Genomic DNA, 19,679 nt, shown 5'->3' on the forward strand with positions numbered 1-19,679 from the left:
GTTCAAGCAAAACAAACACCATGGGGAAAGGGAAAGAACTTTTTGGTCATTACAATGATCTCGCAAAGGAAAAGGGACCGGGCAGCAAAGAAAGTGAATATGCCGGTATCCTTTTTCAGGCACTTTTGATGGTCGGCGAGCGCCGGACTTTTGAGCTGCTCGAAGAAGCTGACGAAAAAGGGAAAAAACTTAAACTCGAATATCCGTCCAGTTTGAAAAAAGGTGATGCCCCCTCTGCGGTCGTCCTGGAATGATGTTGCTGGAATGGTTATTTAGCGAAAAGGGTTTTTTCAACAGCTAAAACCAGTCAAACATCATGAAAAATTCAATCTTAACCGTGGCATTATTCCTCCTGACTGCATCAGGGGCCGTTTTTGCACAAGCCACGACCATATCCACAAATCCAAAACAAAAAACGTCGGCGGATACCGGAAGCTCCGCCACTGCCACTCAGGGGGAACGCAAAACCTCGGACGGAAGCCAGGCGCAGGCTAAGGATAGTCCTAACACCGCCACGCAGGCAGGCCGGGCAACTGGCGCCGGAAAACGCAGCGAGCCGGGAGGAAAGGCGAATGGGGAAGCAACGGATAAAACCAGGTTACCTGGCAACCAGGGCGAAGCTACCAGCAAGTCGGGCAATGCGACAGGCAGCCAAAACACCACGCCAAAAGCCAAACCAAAAGAGTAGTAAGGATAGATTCAAAATCAGTGAAATCCCTGCCATGTGCGGGGATTTTTTATATATACTATTGACTTAATTTTTTACTTCAATCACGGCCATCACGAGCGTAGCTGCATTGGCGGCAGCTATATCGTAAAAATTGCCCATATCTTCCGATGCATTGTCGTCGGCATTATCACTCATGCTGCGGATAATTAGATAGGGTACATTTTGCTGAAAGCAGGTCTGCGCAATAGCCGCACCCTCCATTTCTGTAGCAGCTGCGTGGAGGTCTTTCCGAAGTCGTTCGGTGACTTTTTTGGAAGAAACAAAAACATCGCCGGTAACGATGATCCCTTGCTTTACTGCCGGGACGCGATTCCCGGATTTGCCGCCTATCTGCGTAAATCGGAGTCCCTTTGCTACTTGCACCGCTTTGCTGACCAGCATAGGGTCGCATTTGAAATGAGTAGGATTGGGTTGGTCAGTCAGCGGATTTCTAGTCACCCAGTAATCCATTTTTTCGTCAGTTAGCGCTCCGAAATCATGATAAGTAATGCTGGTGCCGATCACAATGTCACCCGGCCGCAGCGCCTGGTCGATGGCGCCAGCAATCCCTGAAAAAATGATCTGTTTTGGTCGGAAGTGATCCAGCATCAGGGTGGTAGTGATAGCCGCATTCACTTTTCCTATGCCCGTTTGCGCGATTACCACCTTCTGGCCCCTCAGTTCTCCCGTAATAAATCCCACCGACCGGATCACGGTATCTTTCGGGCTCACCATATTTTCCCGCAACAGTTTAAGTTCCGGTGGAAAAGCACCCAGAATACCTATTATTTCCTGGGCATGAATATGGATTTGAACAAAATAGAGAAAGAGTAACAACAGAAGTCTTTTCATGAAACGGATTAAAAAATTAATGCAAGAAGAGCGAATAAGTCAATGATAATCAGCGCTAGGCTGATTTCCCGGGTGCGGCCTGTCAGGATGTGCAGGACTGTCCAGCTCAAAAATCCCCAGATAATGCCCTGGGTAATGGAATAGGTGAAGGGGATCAATACCATTGCGAGAAATGCAGGAAATGCCTCGTGCAGCTCATTCCAGTTGATTTTGACGACGGGTTTCATCATAAATACACCTACAAGTACCAGCGCGGGCGCAGTAGCAATGGCCGGGACTGCACTTAGCAATGGCGATAAAAACAGGAATGGCAAAAACAGAACAGCACCTGCCACAGCAGTAAGGCCCGTTTTCCCGCCCTGCTCAATACCCACCGCCGATTCAATATAGGCAGTGCCCGGGCTGCTGCCCGTAAGCCCTGCAACGGTGGTGGAAAAAGCATCCACGATCAGCGAGCGTCTGATATTGCGCGGCTCGCCGTTTTCGTCGAGCAGGCCGGAAGCTTCCGAAAGGCCGACAAAGGTGGAAAGGCTGTCGAACATATCCGTGAAAACAAATGCCAGAATAACCGGTGCCAGGCTCCATTTCAGCGAGTTGACCAGATCCAGTTGGAACAGGAGACTAAAATCGGGCGGGGCCACCAGTTTGGTAATCGTGATCACCGTCTCGCTTCCTCCCCACCAGCGACCTATCGGCCAGGCGAGCAGGGTGGTCAGTACAATACCTATCAAAATGCTCCCTTTTACATTTCTGATCAGCAGTACGACCGTAATAAGCAAGCCCGCAAGGAAGGTGAGCGTAGCGGCATTCAGGTTACCCAGACTGATCATGGTAGCCGGGTTGGCGATGATGAACTTTGCATTTGCAAAGCCGATGAGTGTGATGAAAAGACCTATTCCCGAGGCGATTGCGTAGCGGAGTGGTTTGGGAATCGCTTTAACGATATAGGACCTGATATTGAAAACCGACAGCAGTAAAAAAAATATCCCCGACCAAAAAACAGTACCCAGCGCTACCTGCCAGGTAAGTTTATAAGTGAAAACGGCTGTGAATGTGAAGAACGCATTCAATCCCATTCCCGGCGCGACCAGGATCGGGTTGTTGGCATACAGGCCCATCATCATTGAGCTGAAAAACGAAACGAGGATCGTGGCTGTCAGTACTGCCGGAAAAGGCATGCCCGTTTGACTTAAAATAGACGGATTAACAACGATGATGTAGGCGGTTGCCAGAAACGAGGAAATGCCGGCCAGGATTTCCGTAGAAACGGAGGTGTGATCTTTTTTTAACCCGGAAAAAGAAAACATAGGAGTACGGTTTAGTTCAAATATATTGATTTAAATCGAATGAGGAGGTTTTGCCTGATGATGGCTTTTGGACTAGATCTTTTAATTCGTTTTTACATGTCTCAATACGTTAAAAAGCAGGTGAGGAAGTGGGGAGTTGTTTCTGTTGTGGTTTTGTCCCTCGCGACTGTTATGCTTACCGGTTATACCAAATACCAGCACATTGTTTCCGACCAGCCGGATTCTGCGAATCTTGCCGCTTTTGTAGAGCCGGGCTTTCCTTATATTTCTACTTCCGTAGATGCCAGGAATATTGGTGCAGGGTTTCCCAAAGACAATCAGGCTGCGCGCACACTGGCTTTGCAGCTCGGCGACAGCGCTTATGCCTGCTTTGACACCGATCAGCTAAGATGGTCGGTAGCGTGGACGGGGAAATTTTTGCCAATGGTTTTGATGGCGCAGGTTTCCTATAAAAAATTTTTTAACAAGAACAATGAAATCGCCAGGCTGACAGGTGAACCGAAAATTGCAACGGGTAATTATGCGGGCTGGACCGTGGGAAAGCCTGTTTTTAGAAATGGACAACAGGAAGGAGAGCCAACCTGGAAACCTTTGCCCGCCGATCAGGCAAGATGGAATGGTTCGTATGTCTTCGGAAGCAAAGCTATTCTGTCTTACTCGGTAGGTAATTCAAAAATATATGAGTTGCCGGGGAGCAGAAAGTTCGGAGATCAGGTGGCATTTACAAGGAACTTGCGGATTGAAACCGTTGATAAGGAGCTGTATTTAACCGCAGCGGAAGTCAGTAACGGCGCTGGGGCTGAGGTGAAAGGGAAAGTCGCGTATATCTATCAGGGTGCCAATAAGGATAGCGTGACTGCAATCGGGATTGCCGGGAAAGTCGACTGGAAGCTTGAAATAAATGAGAACAAGTACATCACCGTTAAACTTCCGGCATCGGCCAAACAGGCGTTGGGGATGATTGTGATGTGGAAGGGGCCAGCGAAGGAATTAAAAGCATTTGAAAAAGTATGCCGGACGAAGCCGGAATTGTTTCCGGATTTCGAAAAGGGAGGCCCCGCAGCCTGGAAAGAGACCATTACTACAAAAGGAAAACTATCCCCGGACACCGCCGCATTTGTGACCGATCAGCTTACATTACCTTTAAATAATCCCTGGAAACGCAATGTCCGGTTAGCCGATATCGCCTTTTTCCCCGACGGTCGGGCCGCTGTGGTTACATTTGAAGGGGACGTCTGGACGGTCGAAGGGATCGATAAGGATTTGCAAAATGTTAAATGGAGAAGATTTGCTTCGGGCTTGCACGAGCCGATGAGCATCGAGGTGGTCAAGGACTTTATCTATGTTTTTGACCGGAACGGTATTGTGAAGCTCCACGATTTGAACAGGGACGGTAATGCCGATTATTACGAAAATTTCTCAAATGTAATGTCGCAATCCGCCGAATCGCGGGAATGGGCGGCGGACATGGTATACGTGGCTGACGGAAGCTTTTACATTGCCAAGGGAGGCAGTTTGAGCAACGGACCGGGAATGACTTCCAAAGCTCCTGGGAAAGGGTTCAGGACAGGTTCCGACCAGAACGGTACAATCCTGAAAATTTCTCCGGATGGAAAACAATTTGAAGTCATCGCAACTGGTTTGAGAGGACCATACCTCGGTTTTAATCCAAAAACCGGCGTACTTACAGCCACCGACCAGCAGGGTAACTTTGTTCCTTCCACACCGATTTATGTGATAAAAAAAGGAGATTATTACGGGGTAATCCCGACCGCCCATCGTACCGATAATCCTGAAATTGCACCTCCTCTGACCTGGATACCGCACAGCGTCGACCGGTCGAGCCTTGGACAGGCATGGGTGACGGGGAACAAGATGGGACCGCTGAATGGTAATCTGATCCATTTCTCTTTTGGCACGCCGGGGCTGTTCCGCGTTCTGATCGACAGCACTTCGAAAATTATGCAGGGCGGTGTTTCTTATATCAATGCCTATTATCCCGCACCTACTTCCAAAGGCGCACTCAGCCCGGTTGATGAACAAATGTATGTGACGGGTTTCAACCTCTGGGGATCGGCTTCGACCGGAATCAGTTCGCTGATAAGACTTAGATATACTGGCAAGCAAAGCTACATGCCCAGCCAGTTCCGGGCTGGTAACCAGGGTATTATTATCGGTTTTGATACTGAAATCGACAAATCGACCGCGCTGGATCCTGCCAATTTTGAAATCAAAAGATATAACTATCAGCGCACGGAAGAATATGGCTCGGGGCACTTCAAACTGGACGGAAGCACAGGAGAGGAAATGCTGCCCGTAGCGGGAGCTTATCTCTCAGCGGATGGTAAAAAGGTTTTATTGCTGGTCCCGGATATGAAAGAAGTAATGCAGATGGAAGTGGGGTACCGCCTGAAAGCGAAAGACGGTAAGAAGATCAACGACCACTTCTATTTCACTGTAAACAGTTCGGATGACATCGATTTTAAAAAGTATGGTTTCGATCATGTGGACCTGGCATTGCTGACTGCCAATAAAGAAGAAATGGCATCACAACCGGTTAAAGTGGAAATAGCTTCTGCTGAAAAGGGGCAGGAAATATTTCAGAAAATGGCATGCTTCGGTTGCCACTCGCCCGGGACCAAAACAGACGGAATGTATGGGCCACCCTTTAAAAACCTTTACAAATCGGAAAGGATATTTGACGATGGTACCAAAGAGATCGCTGACGAAAAGTACCTCAGGGAGTCGATCTTAGCACCTTCAAAAAAGATTGTCAAAGGTTATAATGAAGAAATGCCCTCGTTTGTGGGTGTATTGTCCGACACGGATATTGAATCGGTGATCCTGTATATCAAGGATTTGAAAAAATCTAAAAATTAACTGCTACTATTTCAGATTGAGCACATTAGCGCCCGGCGGCTCTTCCATGAGCCGCTGGAATTGTTTATCGTGCACGGTTATCCTAATTTCCACAGAGCCAGTGCTCACGGTAGCTTTCAGTAAGTGCCCGCCATAAGCTTTGAAATCCTTTCCGGTCACAACACCGTGGCAATGCAGCGAGGGTTTGCCGTTTTGCCACGCAATAGAACCTTGCATAGAAGCAAGTTCCACATCTTTGAAATCTCTGGGATCATATTCTTTTGTCTTGAAATTGAAAAAGCCGAAGGTGGTATTTAGGAAACCCATCCCGGTAAGATTTGCGGAAGGGATCTGCTCCCTGGAAGCCAGGTTTTCTAGTTCGGTAAAGACATTATCTCCCTGCCTCAGTACCATCAGGTAGCCTGCGGGCACTTTGACATATTTGGGGATACTATCAGGTGTGCTTTGAGCGGCAAGCTGGGCGATCGATAGAAATAACGCAAACGGAAGAAGCTGGCAGATAGTCATAGCGGGAAGTATTTTATTTCCCTGTTACAAAAAATAATTATGCCTGTGTCGTCCCCTTTTCCGTTGTTGGTGTTCTTTGCCTGTGTTGGTGTTGTCACCAACATCCTGATGGCATAAAAACATCTACGAGACTTTATGCAAATTGCCGGTGACAACACCGGCAACGGCGTTAGGTTGCTCTGGTGTTGTCACCAGCGAAAGGCACAAAAAAACAGGCGGCCCGAAAATGTCAGGCCGCCTGTTTGCTTTAAACCGAATTTAAAGACCAAATCCTGTCGCAAGCCCTTTGACAGGTGTACTAAAACTGTATTTAAGCTGGGTATTCCCTGAGGCCAGGTCAATTGTGTAGAAGCTGGTCGTACCGCCAACCGTGAATATGGCATATCCCTTTCCCGTGAAATTGCCGATATCGAACCCAATGCCTGTGGCAACGTCGATTCCCAGGGCCTTACCGTCTGCAAGCGTTCCGTTATTCGGCGGGATTTGCTTGTATAGCATATTAGATTGGCTGTCTATATCGAACAACGTGGTATTAGCCGCGACCACCCCGGGGTAACTATTGGTATAAGCCACTGCCGTAACAAATGGAGTATCCATACCAATCTTCAAAGCAGTATCCTTGGTAGTAATTCCGGTTGCGACATCGATCCGAAGATTCTGCCCTTTATCGCTTACAACGCGAAGTCTGTCTGCTGCGGGGTTAAAATCGACTCCAAAATAAGTGCCGTCGAGCATCAACGGGCTATTGTCCATTTTTTTCAGGACAGCGGCTTCCATCGCAGCGCCGCTTCCAAGATCTACGCTGTACAGTTTGCTGTCGTTACCCAAAGCATACAATCTTCCATTGGCTGGCCTGATATCAATACCTTCCAGCATGACGCCGCCGGGCAGCCCGCCGATTGCTTTGGTTCCGTACTCGCTTCCGTCAGCCGGGTTGAATATTTTCAGATTATTTGCACCGTCGAGAGCATAGGCAACTGGCATAGCAGGGATCGCAATACCGGTGATATTAACACCTGCGGGCAAATCGCCCAGCTTTTGAAGTTTCCCCGTTTTGAGGTCTACAAAGTCAAGCTCCCATTTTCCACCGAATTTCACCGAGGCAATAGGATATACATCTGCCGGATTCATATCGGGCGAAATGTCGAACCCGCCCACTTCTGAAATATCAAGCCCCAGTGCACCTACAGGAACGAGCGTGCCGGGGTTAGGGGGACTCTGAATGTAAAGCATATCTGCCTCCGGATCAATGTCATACAGGGTGGTACCTACGCCTGGCGCGGCAGTGACGCCCGCACGGCTGTTGGTGTAAGCCACAGCGCCTACTTTCGGGCTGGCCGGTCCGTTCAATGGTGAGTCACCGGCGAGTACAGCTCCGGTTTCCGGGTTCAGGCGGAGATTTTGGGCGGTATTGGATACCACACGGATCTTGTCGACTGTCGGATTGAAATCAAACCCGATGCTCGACCCGTTCAGTATGGTGGCAATAGGGTTCATCCCGATCCTGGTCGCTTTTCCTTCCTGGTCACCGGTTTTTATATTTACCTGATAAAGGTTACTCAGGGAACCGATCGCATATAACTGGCCGGTGGCGGGGCGGAAGTCAATCCCCGCAAGTACTTCATTGTCCTGCAAGCCGGTAATTGCGAACGAGCGGACAGGGCTTGATGTATTCCTGATGTTAATTTCGTGGAGCTGGTTGTTGTCGGAGAGTGCATAAAATATCCTGTCCGGCAATGCCTGCTCTGTCGGTGGCACCCGATGGTCTTCGCAAGATGCAAGAAATAGGGTGAATACGAGCGAAGCGGCAACAATTGTCCGCTTTAAAGGTTGGTTGAGAATCTTCATAAGCTGCCTTTTTGTGAAAATTGGAAATGGTTCAGCAGCATGTACGACGAAACCTTCCGGCTGGATTAACCATTGCCGAATAAATTTAATTTACTTTTAACGTCATTTTAATTTCAAGTTTTATGTCAATTATTTCAGGTGGTAGATCAGTCAGATCATTCCCTTTCGTATACTAAAATCTTAACAAATGCTTTTTACCGTAAATCATCTCGAAGGAATTAAGTCAGGCAAAATCTCACTCGCTTTTCGCAAGTGGAAAAATCAGGGTGTAAATGCAGGAAGCCGGATCAATACAGCGATCGGCATCATCGAGATTACTTCAATGACCGAGTGTGACCGAGAGCATATTACCACAGCGGATGCAAACCAGGCAGGTTTTTCGGATCTGGACAGGATGTTGTCACTGCTCGACAAATTTAGCGAGGGAACGATCTATAAGATGGGCGTTCGTTATGTTTCAGAAGACCCCCGGATAAAGTTGCGGGAGCAGACGGACGTAACTGACCAGGAATTGGAGGAGCTACTCGATAAGCTGAAACGCCTTGATATGGCGAGCAACCAGGGGAAATGGACGATTAAAATTCTGAAAGCGATTCAGGAGAATCCGCTTTTACGGGCGGCCGACCTTGCGGTTAAAGTGAAAAAGGAAAAAGAATGGCTGAAGCTGAATGTCAGGAAGCTCAAAAATCTCGGCCTTACCGTCTCTCACGAGCCAGGATACACGTTGTCTCCGCTGGGCGGGTATTTACTTGAAAAAGTGGGCGCCGAAAAATGAACCTGCAAAATTTTCGTCGATTATAAACTTATTCAAAGCCATTCTCAACGCTTTACCTGTTTTTTTGCTCCGGCCTGAATTATTAGAAACAAAAATTGCGTTGACATTTTGGTAACAAAAATTTCATCCGCAGGAAATATCCGGGAGCTACATTAGCAGATTAAAGTTAGGCTATGAGAAAAGTAAAGGTTGCCTTTTTCGCAGAGATCCTGATCGCTGATTTTGACGGAGCGGCGCGCACGATGTTCCAGCTTTTCGAGCGGTTGGATCCCGGCAAATTCGAATTTCTCTTTATCTGTGCCAGCGGTCCCGACCGGATTCAGGGTTTTGAATGCCTGAAAATTCCATCCCTGCGCATTCCTTTTAACAATAATTACATGATCGGACTGCCCTCGCTGGCAAACCGGGGCACCTGGGCCAGGCTCGATGATTTTGCCCCCGACCTGATACATATTGCCACGCCGTCGTTTCTGGGCCACTTCGCACTTAAATATGCGCGGGGCAGATCGGTGCCGGTTACCACTATTTATCACACCCATTTCATCAGCTACATCGCTTACTATCTCAAATACCTGCCGTTTTTGGTGAAACCGGTTGAAAACCTCATTCGAAAAAGGCAGAACCGGTTCTATGATCTTTGCGACAAGATCTATATTCCGTCCACCAGTATAGCACGGGAGTTGGCAGAGTCTGGCATGTCGTCTAAAAACATGAAAATCTGGAAGCGCGGCATGGATACCGGATTATTTTCGCCTCAAAAGAAAGACCGGGAATACCTCCGCACACGCACAGGAAACGATTATCCCACTATACTGTTTGCGAGCAGGCTGGTTTGGGAAAAAAACCTCGAAACGCTGATCGACATTTACAACGCTGTCCGCATAGGAGGGCTTTCTTATAATTTTATTGTGGCCGGTGACGGAGTGGCGCGTAAAGAATGCGAAGCGCGTATGCCGGATGCTATTTTTCCGGGACAGCTGGACCATGAACAGTTATCCGTCTTGTACGCATCGGCCTCGGTATTTGTATTTCCCTCTGTTTCGGAGACTTTCGGGAATGTGGTGCTGGAAGCGATGGCGTCGGGCCTGGTACCTGTGGTGGCCGATGGCGGAGGCAGCCGCGATTTTATTGAGGAAGGGGAAAACGGGTATAAATGCGAGCCTTATGATGCTGCGGCCTATCTGGAAAAGATCAAACAGATCATCGAAAATCCCGCCTTGCAAGCCCGGCTGAGCAAAAATGCAGTGCAATACAGCCAGAGTTATGATTGGGATGAACTCGCCAGGATTTATTTTAGCGATCTGATTGCTTTGACCGCACCAACTGAAAAAATTAAAATTGAAAATTAGTCCCGCCCATATCCGCATTTTCAAGATTGTCCTGGTGCTCAGTATGTTGGTATTGCTGTTTCAATTCATCCGGCATACTGATCTTGCAGAGGTTAAAAGTGCGCTGGGAAAGGCGGGGGCGGGGTTTATCTGGGTCATCGTCAGTACATTCGTTGCGTACTGGTGTGGTGCGGTCGGTTGGTGGTTTTGCCTTGGCGAATCCAAAAGCCTGATTTCCCATACCAGGATTTTCGTAGTCAGGCACATCAGCGAAACGGTTGGTGCCTTCAACCCCGCAAGCGTTGCAGGAGGCGATATGTTCAAGGTATTTTTATTAAAACCCTACGGTATTGCGCAGCAACCCGCGCTTACCTCGGTGATCATTTATCGGTTTTTAATGATTTTGAGTCAGCTGGTACTATTTGTTGTATCCATGTTCTGGATGGTTTCCGGTACCGGGCCGGGTGGCGGTGCATTGCCGGGAGGTTACATTGTGGTGATGGTTTCGGCCTTGCTGCTGCTGGCTGCTATTTGCTTTTTCTGGCTTAAAAGCGCTCGCAAACTGCAATTACTTGTTGGGAATAGTACCTCAGAAAGTCGACTCAGCCGTGTCAACAGTAAGATCCGTGAAGTCAGGATAGCACTTTACCAATTTTCAATAAACCATCCTAAAGAACTGCTTTTCGCATTCATCTGCTTTCTGCTTCACTGGCTGATCGGTTCGTTGGAGTTTTATATCATTTTAAAACTGCTGGGCTATGATGTTACGCTCATGCATGGGCTTTTGCTGGATATGGGCGTAGTGCTCGTTAAGTCAGCGGGAGCATTTGTGCCGGGGCAGATAGGCGTAGAGGAAATAGGTAACAAGCTGATGCTGGGTGTTATAGGGATCGCTAGTGCTACGCTGTGGCTCTCGGTTTCTGCGTTGCGCCGCACCCGTCAGCTTTTCTGGATACTGATGGGCGCACTGTTTTACGCGCTGTTTGTCCGGGGTAAAAAAACCCTTTCCTGATCGCCATGGAAGTATTGTTTGTCAGCCACAAATATCCCCCGGCTGTGGGTGGAATGGAAAAGCAAAGCTTCGAGCTCATAACAGGCATGGAGCGGCATTGCAAAGTGCACCGCATTGTCCTGGATGGGAATGAAAGCACCCTGAGCTATTTTTTGTTATTGAAACAAAGGATTCTGCGTACCTGTGCAAACAACCCGGGTATCCGTATCATTCATTTCAACGACGGTCTGATCGCCGCTTTTTGCTCACGTCACAAAGGGTATGGTCAACTTAAACGCACTGCTACCCTGCATGGATTAGATGTGGTTTTTCCCAGTAAGATCTACCACCGGTTTATTCTCCCGCGTTTCAATCGTTTTGACAAATTAATTGCCGTAAGCAATGCCACCGCCAGAGAGGCGCAGCGATTGGGTATTGATCAAAATAAACTTGTCGTTATCCCAAATGGAGTCGACACGAGTGGTGAAACAGCGTCGGCTACTGGCTCAATTAGGGAACTGCTTGCTGACCATGGCATTGCGTATAATGATGAGCGAATATTAGTAGCCCTTGGCCGGCCTGTCAGACGAAAGGGAATGTCCTGGTTTATTGAAAATGTTGTGCCGCGGTTGAAAGGAGATTTCCTGTTGTTGCTGATCGGGGCTTATGAGGCTTCGCCGGGGCGGATAGAAAAGTTGCTCGCTCGTTTACCTAAAAGAATAGCTGAAAAAATCTCTTTATTTCTAGGCTTTCCGACCGACAATGCGCCTTTGCGGCAGTTACTGGAAAAACCTGATATTGCCGCCCGCGTCAGGCACCTGAGAAAGCTGCCTACAAACGAGGTACAAATGCTGTTATCGCATTCTGCCGCTTTTATTATGCCCAATATTAAGGTAAAAGGCGATATGGAAGGTTTTGGGCTGGTTTGCCTCGAAGCAGCGATCGCCGGGGCGACCGTTTTCGCCGCTAATATCGACGGTATTCCCGACGCAATTCAGGACGGGAAAAACGGTTACCTGCTTCCGTCGGGCGATGCAAAAGCCTGGGCTGCGCGCCTGAACGAAGTAATTGAAAATGAGCCGTTGGAAGAAGATAAACCGGTATTCCGGCAATATACGATCGAGAATTGTGGTTGGGAAAAGATGGTCCGGGGCTATTTCGAAGTTTTTCAATCTCTCATAAAATAGCCCCGTAACTGCTTAGTAATCAGTTTAGGCCAGGTCCCATTTTTTACGCGGCTTTCGCGACAACAACCTGTTCGCCTCCTTATCCCCCACGAATTTTTCCTTCTCCGCATTCCAGGTAAGTTCTCTTTTTAACCTGTAAGAGATTAACCCCAAATGCATCGGGATCGTCATTTCGCGCGCATAGGCGAGGTTCGACTCCGGCTGTTTCCTCGATTTGACAGAATCGACAAAGTTCTGCTGGTGCCCGGGCGACCTCGGGTTGGTGATCGGAATGGTGGGAAGGTCAGTAACTGTTTCGCCATTGATGGTAATCGACCGGGTGTTATAATCACACATTAATGTTCCTCTGTCACCTTCAAAATAGGCGCCAATCCCTTTCTCGGCCGCTCCCGGAACGTTCGGAGGTGCCATTGTCCATAGAATTTTGAGGTTGTCAAATTCATAATCCACGTCCAGCGTTTTGGGCGCATCGGCAATTCCGGCAAAGGCTTCGCCCCGGGCATTGATCTTTTTCAGGCCGGTAGGGGCGAGTGCGGAGTAAACTACATCGGCAATATGGCACCAGAAATCGGCGAATTCGCCGCCGGAATAGTCGAGAAAATACCGGTAGGTAAAGTGACATTTTTCGGGAACGTATTCCGTAAATGGCGCAGGTCCAAGCCACATGTCCCAGTTGAGGGTTTTCGGCACGGCCTGGGCAACCGGCGAGCCTATTTCTTTGGCATTGGCCGTTTTCCACAACCTCACCGTACTCACCTTACCGATCGCGCCGGACTTGATGATCTCGACCACCCGGTGAAAGTTATCCCCCGCATGGATCTGGTTACCCATTTGAAATACGCGTTCGTACTTTTCCAGGTTTTTCAGCATCATTTTCCCCTCTTTCAGATTGTAGGAAAGCGGTTTTTCACCATATACATCCTTGCCTGCCTGAAATGCCAGCGCTGCGATCTGAGCATGCCAGTGGTCGGGAGTAGCGACGGTTATCGCGTCAATATCTTTCCGGTCGAGTATCTGACGGAAATCTCCATACGTATCCACTTTTGCATTGGGCTGCATGGTAAGCAGCCTCTGCTTGGTTTCGCCCAGGTGCAATTCATCCACGTCGCAAAGTGCTACGATTTCGACCTCCGGTAAATTCGCAAACCATTTCATGTGGTTATTACCCATTCCGCCGAGACCGATGTGAGCCACCCGTACCCGGTCGCTGGCGGCAACTTTGCCGTAAAGTGAAGGTAAAATGGTGAAGCCCAGCGCGCCAAGGCCGGCCATTTTGACAAAATCTCTCCTGTTGGTATGTATGCTCATTGTATGCGGGTTTAGGTGTCGTATCGCTTCAATACTCCTTTAAAGCGACAGAAAGCCACAAACTTACTCTCTAATGCATGTCTAAACACTCGATTAAAGGAGACTGCAAGCATAAAACCGGTTATGGGGGGAATGCATATCAACGGGGCTGCAAATAGGGTGAGATTTCCGCTACGTCCACTTTCAGCAGCCGGCTCTTGAAAAGGTCTGCCTTGTATTTGAAAATAAAATTGCGCAGCGACATGCCTGTACGGTTCATCATGAACAGGTTTGCTACCTCCTCCGAAACATTGAAATGCATCAGCAGTTCCGGAATGCGGACCGTTTTGTTTTGGTTCAGCTCCGTTTTCAGGTATTCCAAAATGCGCTCGGTGAGCATTTGCTGCGTAGGTTTTTCTTCGGTTTTTTTAGTTTCAAAATTGTTACGTGCCAAAATCGTCACGATCAGATCAATGCTGCCTTTGATCAGTTTTAAATGGGAGGAGGGTTTCTGGGTGATTTCAAAGGCGATCTGGTTGATCAGGTAGGTGATAGTCTGGCCGTCGCGGTCGTTGGGTAAAGGTTTGCCCTGAGTAAGCCGGTAGTTGTTGCACAGCTTTGCAGCCTGCTTGTAAGTATCTGCAAAGTCGGGATCCAATGTTTTCTTTTTCTGAAAGTCGTAATCCAGGTGCGTGTTGAATGCAATGATGAAAATTTCGGTGCCGCGGTCTTCCTGGAAAACCGGCTGCTGATCAGGCGGCAGGAAGATGAGACCTGCTTTGGAGTAAGAATGAATTGTGCCATCGAGGACAAACTGCCCCTGGCCCGAAATGATAAATATCAACCGGTAACAAAGCAGGTCCTCGGGGCTCGCCTCCCAGTTTCTGGTCTTGCTTTGAAACAGGTGAAATTTTTTGTGGACATTAAACTTAACCGCGGACATTGCGAGTGGATTTTGTTTAAACCCAAATTCCAGAATACGTTGGTAAAATGAAATTATAAATGTCGGAAGAGCTTTTTTCAGAGCGCAAGGGCCTGTTTTCCGTTGCGGAACTGAATTTGCTATTAACGCCCGAGCCAGCTTTTGAACTCGGTTATACGTTCCGGGCTAACAAAAACTTCCTGAGAGGCAGGCGGGTCCAGCTCGACTTTGAGCCTACCCGCGGAGATCGTGTGGATGTCCCGGATTGCGTGAATGGAAATCAACAAAGTGCGGTTGATGCGGAAAAAACTGGCCGGGTCGAGCAGCTGCGTCAATTTTTCCAGGCTGTATTCCACGGCAAAATGGCGGCCGTCGAAAAGCCGCAGAAAGGTGGCCCGCTGTTCGATGGTAAAATATGCAATCTCGGAAGTCTTAAATGTAAAGATGCGCGGGCCGGCCGATACAAGGAACCGGTCCTTGTATTTTTCTGTCGCATGACCGGCGGCCGGAGCTTCCTTTTTTTCTTTGGCAGGCTCCCTCAATTTTCGAAATTTCAATAGCGAAGCCTGTAACTCCAGCGGATTGATCGGTTTTAACAAATAATCAATACTGTGCGTTTTGAAAGCTTTCAGCATATAATCGTCGAATGCGGTCGTGAAAATGATCGGGATCATCAGGTTCAGACTTTCCACGATCCGGAACCCGTTGTCGTCTTCGAGGTGAATATCCAGAAAAATGAGATCTGGCTGGATGTTGGTCGGGTTTTGGAAATAGGATATCGTCTCAAAAACAGAGGGAATGATAGCCAGCACATGAATGTCTGTATCAATGGCGCGCAACAAATTTTCCAGCCTTTCCGCACTCAGTTCTTCGTCTTCAATGATCAGTACCTTCATGCTATGAGCGGGATTTTTACCACAAAATGATCGGCGTTTTTCTCAATAACAACTTCTTTGCCGAGCAGCAGCTTGTACCTGTTGACGATATTTTTTAACCCGAGTCCTGTCGTAGGTTCACTTAGTTTTCTCAGCTGCAAATGATTTTTAACAATCAGTATACCCGATTCGATTGAAATAACGATGGTAAGTGGATTGGATACCGACATGGTGTTGTGTTTCACCGCATTCTCGATCAAAAGCTGTAAAGTGAGCGGAATCACCGAATAGCGCTTCAAATCTTCCGGCGAGAGCCTGATGTCCATCACTATCTTATCTTTAAACCTCGTGCGGAGCAAATAAGTATAGGTTTCCAGAAATTTGATCTCCTCTTCCAAACTGATCTGATGCAGTTCTGCCTGTTCGAGAATATAGCGGTAAGCCATCGAAAGCTGCTGAATAAATTCGCTCGATTTTTCCGGCCGTGACTCCACAAGCGAAGAAAGCACGCTGAGGTTATTGAACAGAAAATGCGGGCTGATCTGGTTTTTCAGGGCAAGGAAACGTGCATTAAGATTCTCTTTTTCAAGCTTTTCCGCATTGATCTGCACCTTTTTTAACCTTTCCTGGATCTGGTCGCTGACGCACAGGTAGTAAGCCGCGATCAACGCCAGTACCGTCAGTGCCTCATTTGCTCTTCTCCAGAGCAGGCGGACCATCGGAGCCGGCCTGTTACGAAACTCCATTCTGGGTGTGTGGCTCCATAAGCTGTCCATCAAACGCCAGGTATGACTGAGTATCATATTGAAAAGGATTGCCAGCAAAATGGCCGGTATCAGCGCAATAAGTTGATTTACTAATTTAAACTCCCCTGATCCGCTGCTTCCGGTAAGTGAATCCAGCTGCCGCAGCCCCCAGTCTACCAGATAGATCCAGCTGGTATAGAAGACCGTGCTGATCACAATCTCCATGCAGAAGAGCGGCAATTTGCGCAGGATTGTAGCCCAAACGTCCTGCGGCACATTCAGGTAAGTCCGCAAAGGAATATAAACCAGCGCCAGGGCAAAACCGAGCAACCATTTTTTGCTGAAAAATATCTGGCGCATTGGAGGTTATTGTGAGGTTTGGAGGAGATTCCGGTAGCGGTCCTCGTCGGTAATTACTCATTTCCGGCGTGATCTTTCCCCAATTTAGCTTTGAATTCTATGGGATTGAAGTTTTCGATAAGGCCGCTCTCTTCGCCGTCAATTAGCGCCTGTCTCAACAATATGAGTTTTTGCTCTTGTTCTTCCAGCAAGCGAAGTCCCGCCCGGACTACTTCACTGACAGAGCTATATCGGCCGGTATCTATTTGATCTTGAATAAAAGAATCGAAATGCTGGCCTATTGATATGGATGTGTTTTTACCCATTGTACATACGACTTGTAGGTCAAACCCGAAGTTACCATTTTTTGGTAACTACGCCAATAGCCTACTGCTTAAAGCATGCCACAAAACCCTCTTTTGAACTTTCTATATATAAATTTCCCTTTCTTACTAACTAAAATAGACCAACTCAATATCATGGAAATAGGTATAAGTATGTTCGGGGATTTGTCTTTTGACAAGACGGCCCGGGCATTTCAATCCCCTCAGGAACGGTTACAGGATATGCTGGAAGAGATTAAGCTGGCTGACGAAGTCGGGCTGGATGTATTCGGGATCGGTGAACATCACCGCGCCGAATATGCCGTTTCAAGTCCGGAAATTATCCTGGCCGCAGCTGCATCAGTGACCAAAAATATCAAGCTAACCAGTTCGGTAACCGTATTGAGCTCCAATGATCCCGTGCGCGTTTACCAGAATTTTTCAACTGTGGACCTGCTTTCAAATGGCCGTGCCGAGATTACCGTCGGCCGGGGCAGCTTTATTGAATCGTTCCCGCTTTTTGGCTACGATCTGAATGATTATAACGGGTTATTTACCGAAAAGCTGGAATTGCTGAAACAGATCAATGAAACCGAGACGATCAGTTGGAAAGGAAAATACCGGGCTGCGCTGGAAAGTCAGCAGGTTTTGCCGCGCCCCGTTAACGGAAGAATGGATATCTGGATTGCTGTCGGAGGCACGCCGCAGTCGGTGGTGCGCGCGGCGAAGCTGGGCTTTCCGTTGATTATCGCGATCATCGGGGGGATGCCGGCGCAGTTCAAGCCATTTTTTGATTTGTACAAAACAGAATACATCAATGCCGGCCACGATCCCGCTAAAATGCAGCTCGCCACGCATTCGCACGGATTGGTAGGGGAGAACGGTGCCGCATTGGCAGATGCCTATTTTGAAAATTATGCGGGCCAGATGGACAGGGTAGGTCGCAGCCGCGGCTGGGCACCTTACACGAGAGGACAGTTTGAAGGCGGCCGGAGCATCGAAGGCGCGTTGTTTGTGGGCGACCCCAATCAGGTCACGGAGAAGATATTGCAAAACCAGGAAATGTTCGGGTTGACCCGTTTTCTGCTTCATACCGACGTAGGCGGGCCGGATCATAAAATGCTGATGAAGTCCATTGAATTGCTTGGAGAAAAAGTGGCGCCGGCGGTGCGGAAGGCATTGAATAAATAAAATCGCCTGATTGCTAGTATATATCTTAATGCTGCGTTCGACCGGAATGCAGCATTTTTTTTAGTAAATAATAGGATACTTGCATCAATACAGACTTATGCGCAGTATATCAAGTTGCTATCGATCCCTTTTTATCACAAAACTTCCTTCGTAATGTTCCATCTCTTCAAAATCACTTTTCTCAGTTTACTGCTTTATGTCGGTCTGTCGGGTTGTGAAAAAAAGGACTTGAATCAGGTTACAATCATCGCAGAGCTTGATAGTGTGGCAAATTTGGAACTGGAACTGGTTACATTCAACATGCTGAACCTGGATCCGGTTGTGCTGACGAAAACCAGGTTTGACAGTACGGGAAAGGGTGAATTTAAGCTGTCGGTTGACCACCCTGTTTTTGTATATGTAAATCAGAAGAAAAGCTTTGTTCCGCTTCTCATAAGTCCGGGAGACAATCAGATGGTGACAACTATGAAAAGCAAAACTGACCAATCGGTAACGTACAGCGGCGACGGGGCGATTGTCAATCAATACTTGCAAAAGATAAATTCAACTTACGGGAATTACGAGGTTTTTGATTACAGAATATTTCAGAAGATGACTCTGGACGCATTTTTAGCGAAGAGGGATTCTCTGGAAAAACAAATGGCCCGGCATTTCGCTGATCTCAAAAAAGACAAAACGGTAAAGCCGGAAATTTTGCAGATCATGGAGACGAACAACCGCATTATTCTCTATTCATACACGCAAAGCTACGTGACTGCCAATTTCGGCTATGATATGGAAGATCCCGGTATGTCGCCAATGCTAAAAAAATCGATGGCGGATCTGCCGCAGGATTCGCTTGCATTGGCTGCCAATTGCTATAAATACGGTCGGCTTTTGGCGACCTACCTTCAATCCGGCATCATCTGGCCGGCAGACGAGGGAACGGACAGCTCCCAAACCGACGGCCCAGAGGTAAGTCACCCGACTTTTGCGAGCAGGGAAATTGAATCGAAAAACTACATTCGGCCTCTGGAAGAACATTTGAAAGCTGCGAATATCAATTACTGGTTTAGGAGTGACGGACTGTCGGAAGAGGTGAATTCGCTCTGGACGAAGTACCAGAAAACTGCGCGTAATCCACTTTATAAAGAAGCGATCCAAAAGAGCTACGATGAATGGGCAGTCCTCGCGCCGGGAAAACCTGCGCCGGATTTTACAGGAACCACCGCCGATGGTAAACCGATTTCGCTGAGCAGCCTCAAAGGAAAGCTCGTTTACGTCGACGTATGGGCTACCTGGTGCGGACCGTGCCGGGAGGAATTTCCGCATTCCAAAAAGCTGGTGAAAGAATTTGAGGGCAGTGATAAAATTGTATTTCTGTACGTCTCAACCGATTCGAACATGGATACCTGGAAGAAATTTTTGCCTGACAAAAGTGTCCCCGCCGGTATCCATATGCACCAAAAGCAAGACGGCCAATCCGACGCGATCTGGGATAACTATCACCTTTGGGGCATTCCCAGATATATATTGATCGACGCGAAAGGGAAAATGCTGAAAACCCACGCGCCTAGACCAAGTTCAGAGGATATCCTGCCGCTGTTGAAAGGGTATTTGAAAGAGACTTAAA

18 protein-coding genes are annotated in these 19,679 nt (G+C 48.0%); 9 read left to right on the forward strand and 9 right to left on the reverse strand.

The genetic code is table 11. The features are described 5' to 3' along the window. The first annotated feature begins 20 nt into the window (after positions 1–20). Positions 21–254, forward strand: coding sequence for a hypothetical protein (locus FXO21_RS17945; protein WP_149641371.1), 234 nt, complete (start codon positions 21–23; stop codon positions 252–254). A gap of 62 nt (positions 255–316) precedes the next feature. Continuing rightward, a complete protein-coding gene (locus FXO21_RS17950) occupies positions 317–688 on the forward strand; it encodes a hypothetical protein (RefSeq protein ID WP_149641372.1) in 372 nt (123 codons plus the stop codon). A gap of 66 nt (positions 689–754) precedes the next feature. Here the strand turns inward: FXO21_RS17950 and FXO21_RS17955 are convergent, their stop codons facing one another. Continuing rightward, positions 755–1,561: a 5'-methylthioadenosine/adenosylhomocysteine nucleosidase gene (locus tag FXO21_RS17955; RefSeq protein ID WP_149641373.1), complete on the reverse strand. Its 807-nt coding sequence runs from the start codon at positions 1,559–1,561 to the stop codon at positions 755–757. Between the two features lie 8 nt (positions 1,562–1,569). Further along, positions 1,570–2,868, reverse strand: coding sequence for an NCS2 family permease (locus FXO21_RS17960; RefSeq protein WP_149641374.1), 1,299 nt, complete (start codon positions 2,866–2,868; stop codon positions 1,570–1,572). A gap of 96 nt (positions 2,869–2,964) precedes the next feature. Between FXO21_RS17960 and FXO21_RS17965 the strand changes: the two genes are divergently transcribed. Further along, positions 2,965–5,748 carry a DUF6797 domain-containing protein gene (locus FXO21_RS17965; protein WP_149641375.1) on the forward strand — a complete coding sequence of 928 codons (2,784 nt, stop codon included), beginning with the start codon at positions 2,965–2,967 and terminating at the stop codon, positions 5,746–5,748. Positions 5,749–5,754: 6 nt separating this feature from the next. Here the strand turns inward: FXO21_RS17965 and FXO21_RS17970 are convergent, their stop codons facing one another. Then, on the reverse strand, positions 5,755–6,255 hold the full coding sequence (locus FXO21_RS17970) for a PPC domain-containing DNA-binding protein (protein WP_149641376.1): 501 nt from the start codon (positions 6,253–6,255) through the stop codon (positions 5,755–5,757). Positions 6,256–6,513: 258 nt separating this feature from the next. Beyond that, positions 6,514–8,103 carry a DUF4394 domain-containing protein gene (locus FXO21_RS17975; RefSeq protein WP_149641377.1) on the reverse strand — a complete coding sequence of 530 codons (1,590 nt, stop codon included), beginning with the start codon at positions 8,101–8,103 and terminating at the stop codon, positions 6,514–6,516. Positions 8,104–8,290: 187 nt separating this feature from the next. On the opposite strand from FXO21_RS17975, the gene FXO21_RS17980 reads away from it, so the two are divergent. The 4 genes from FXO21_RS17980 to FXO21_RS17995 all read left to right on the forward strand — a co-directional run bounded on the left by FXO21_RS17980 (position 8,291) and on the right by FXO21_RS17995 (position 12,384). Beyond that, positions 8,291–8,878, forward strand: a complete 588-nt coding sequence (locus tag FXO21_RS17980; protein ID WP_149641378.1) for an ASCH domain-containing protein — start codon at positions 8,291–8,293, stop codon at positions 8,876–8,878. Positions 8,879–9,051: 173 nt separating this feature from the next. After that, complete coding sequence (locus FXO21_RS17985; RefSeq protein WP_149641379.1) at positions 9,052–10,227, forward strand: glycosyltransferase family 4 protein; 1,176 nt, start codon at positions 9,052–9,054, stop codon at positions 10,225–10,227. Then, positions 10,217–11,218 carry a lysylphosphatidylglycerol synthase transmembrane domain-containing protein gene (locus FXO21_RS17990; RefSeq protein WP_149641380.1) on the forward strand — a complete coding sequence of 334 codons (1,002 nt, stop codon included), beginning with the start codon at positions 10,217–10,219 and terminating at the stop codon, positions 11,216–11,218. Before FXO21_RS17985 ends, FXO21_RS17990 begins: the two co-directional genes overlap by 11 nt. Positions 11,219–11,223: 5 nt before the next feature. Continuing rightward, positions 11,224–12,384, forward strand: coding sequence for a glycosyltransferase family 4 protein (locus FXO21_RS17995; RefSeq protein ID WP_149641381.1), 1,161 nt, complete (start codon positions 11,224–11,226; stop codon positions 12,382–12,384). 24 nt (positions 12,385–12,408) lie between these two features. Here the strand turns inward: FXO21_RS17995 and FXO21_RS18000 are convergent, their stop codons facing one another. From FXO21_RS18000 to FXO21_RS18020, 5 genes are all read right to left on the reverse strand, one after another. Continuing rightward, entirely contained in the window at positions 12,409–13,692 is a 1,284-nt protein-coding gene (locus FXO21_RS18000; protein ID WP_149641382.1) for a Gfo/Idh/MocA family protein, read from the reverse strand. Positions 13,693–13,831: 139 nt separating this feature from the next. After that, positions 13,832–14,614, reverse strand: coding sequence for a hypothetical protein (locus FXO21_RS18005; RefSeq protein WP_149641383.1), 783 nt, complete (start codon positions 14,612–14,614; stop codon positions 13,832–13,834). Between the two features lie 122 nt (positions 14,615–14,736). Next, positions 14,737–15,489 (reverse strand): LytR/AlgR family response regulator transcription factor, encoded by a 753-nt coding sequence (locus tag FXO21_RS18010; protein WP_149641384.1) that lies wholly within the window; start codon positions 15,487–15,489, stop codon positions 14,737–14,739. Further along, entirely contained in the window at positions 15,486–16,574 is a 1,089-nt protein-coding gene (locus tag FXO21_RS18015; protein WP_149641385.1) for a sensor histidine kinase, read from the reverse strand. Before FXO21_RS18015 ends, FXO21_RS18010 begins: the two co-directional genes overlap by 4 nt. Positions 16,575–16,627: 53 nt before the next feature. After that, positions 16,628–16,879: a type II toxin-antitoxin system ParD family antitoxin gene (locus tag FXO21_RS18020; RefSeq protein WP_149641386.1), complete on the reverse strand. Its 252-nt coding sequence runs from the start codon at positions 16,877–16,879 to the stop codon at positions 16,628–16,630. 153 nt (positions 16,880–17,032) lie between these two features. Here FXO21_RS18020 and FXO21_RS18025 point away from each other — a divergent pair, with 153 nt between their 5' ends. After that, positions 17,033–18,067: an LLM class flavin-dependent oxidoreductase gene (locus tag FXO21_RS18025; protein ID WP_149641387.1), complete on the forward strand. Its 1,035-nt coding sequence runs from the start codon at positions 17,033–17,035 to the stop codon at positions 18,065–18,067. A gap of 153 nt (positions 18,068–18,220) precedes the next feature. Then, a complete protein-coding gene (locus FXO21_RS18030) occupies positions 18,221–19,678 on the forward strand; it encodes a TlpA family protein disulfide reductase (protein WP_149641388.1) in 1,458 nt (485 codons plus the stop codon). Position 19,679 lies beyond the last annotated feature (1 nt).

This window comes from Dyadobacter sp. UC 10 (assembly GCF_008369915.1).
In the GTDB taxonomy this organism is placed as follows: Bacteria; Bacteroidota; Bacteroidia; order Cytophagales; family Spirosomataceae; genus Dyadobacter.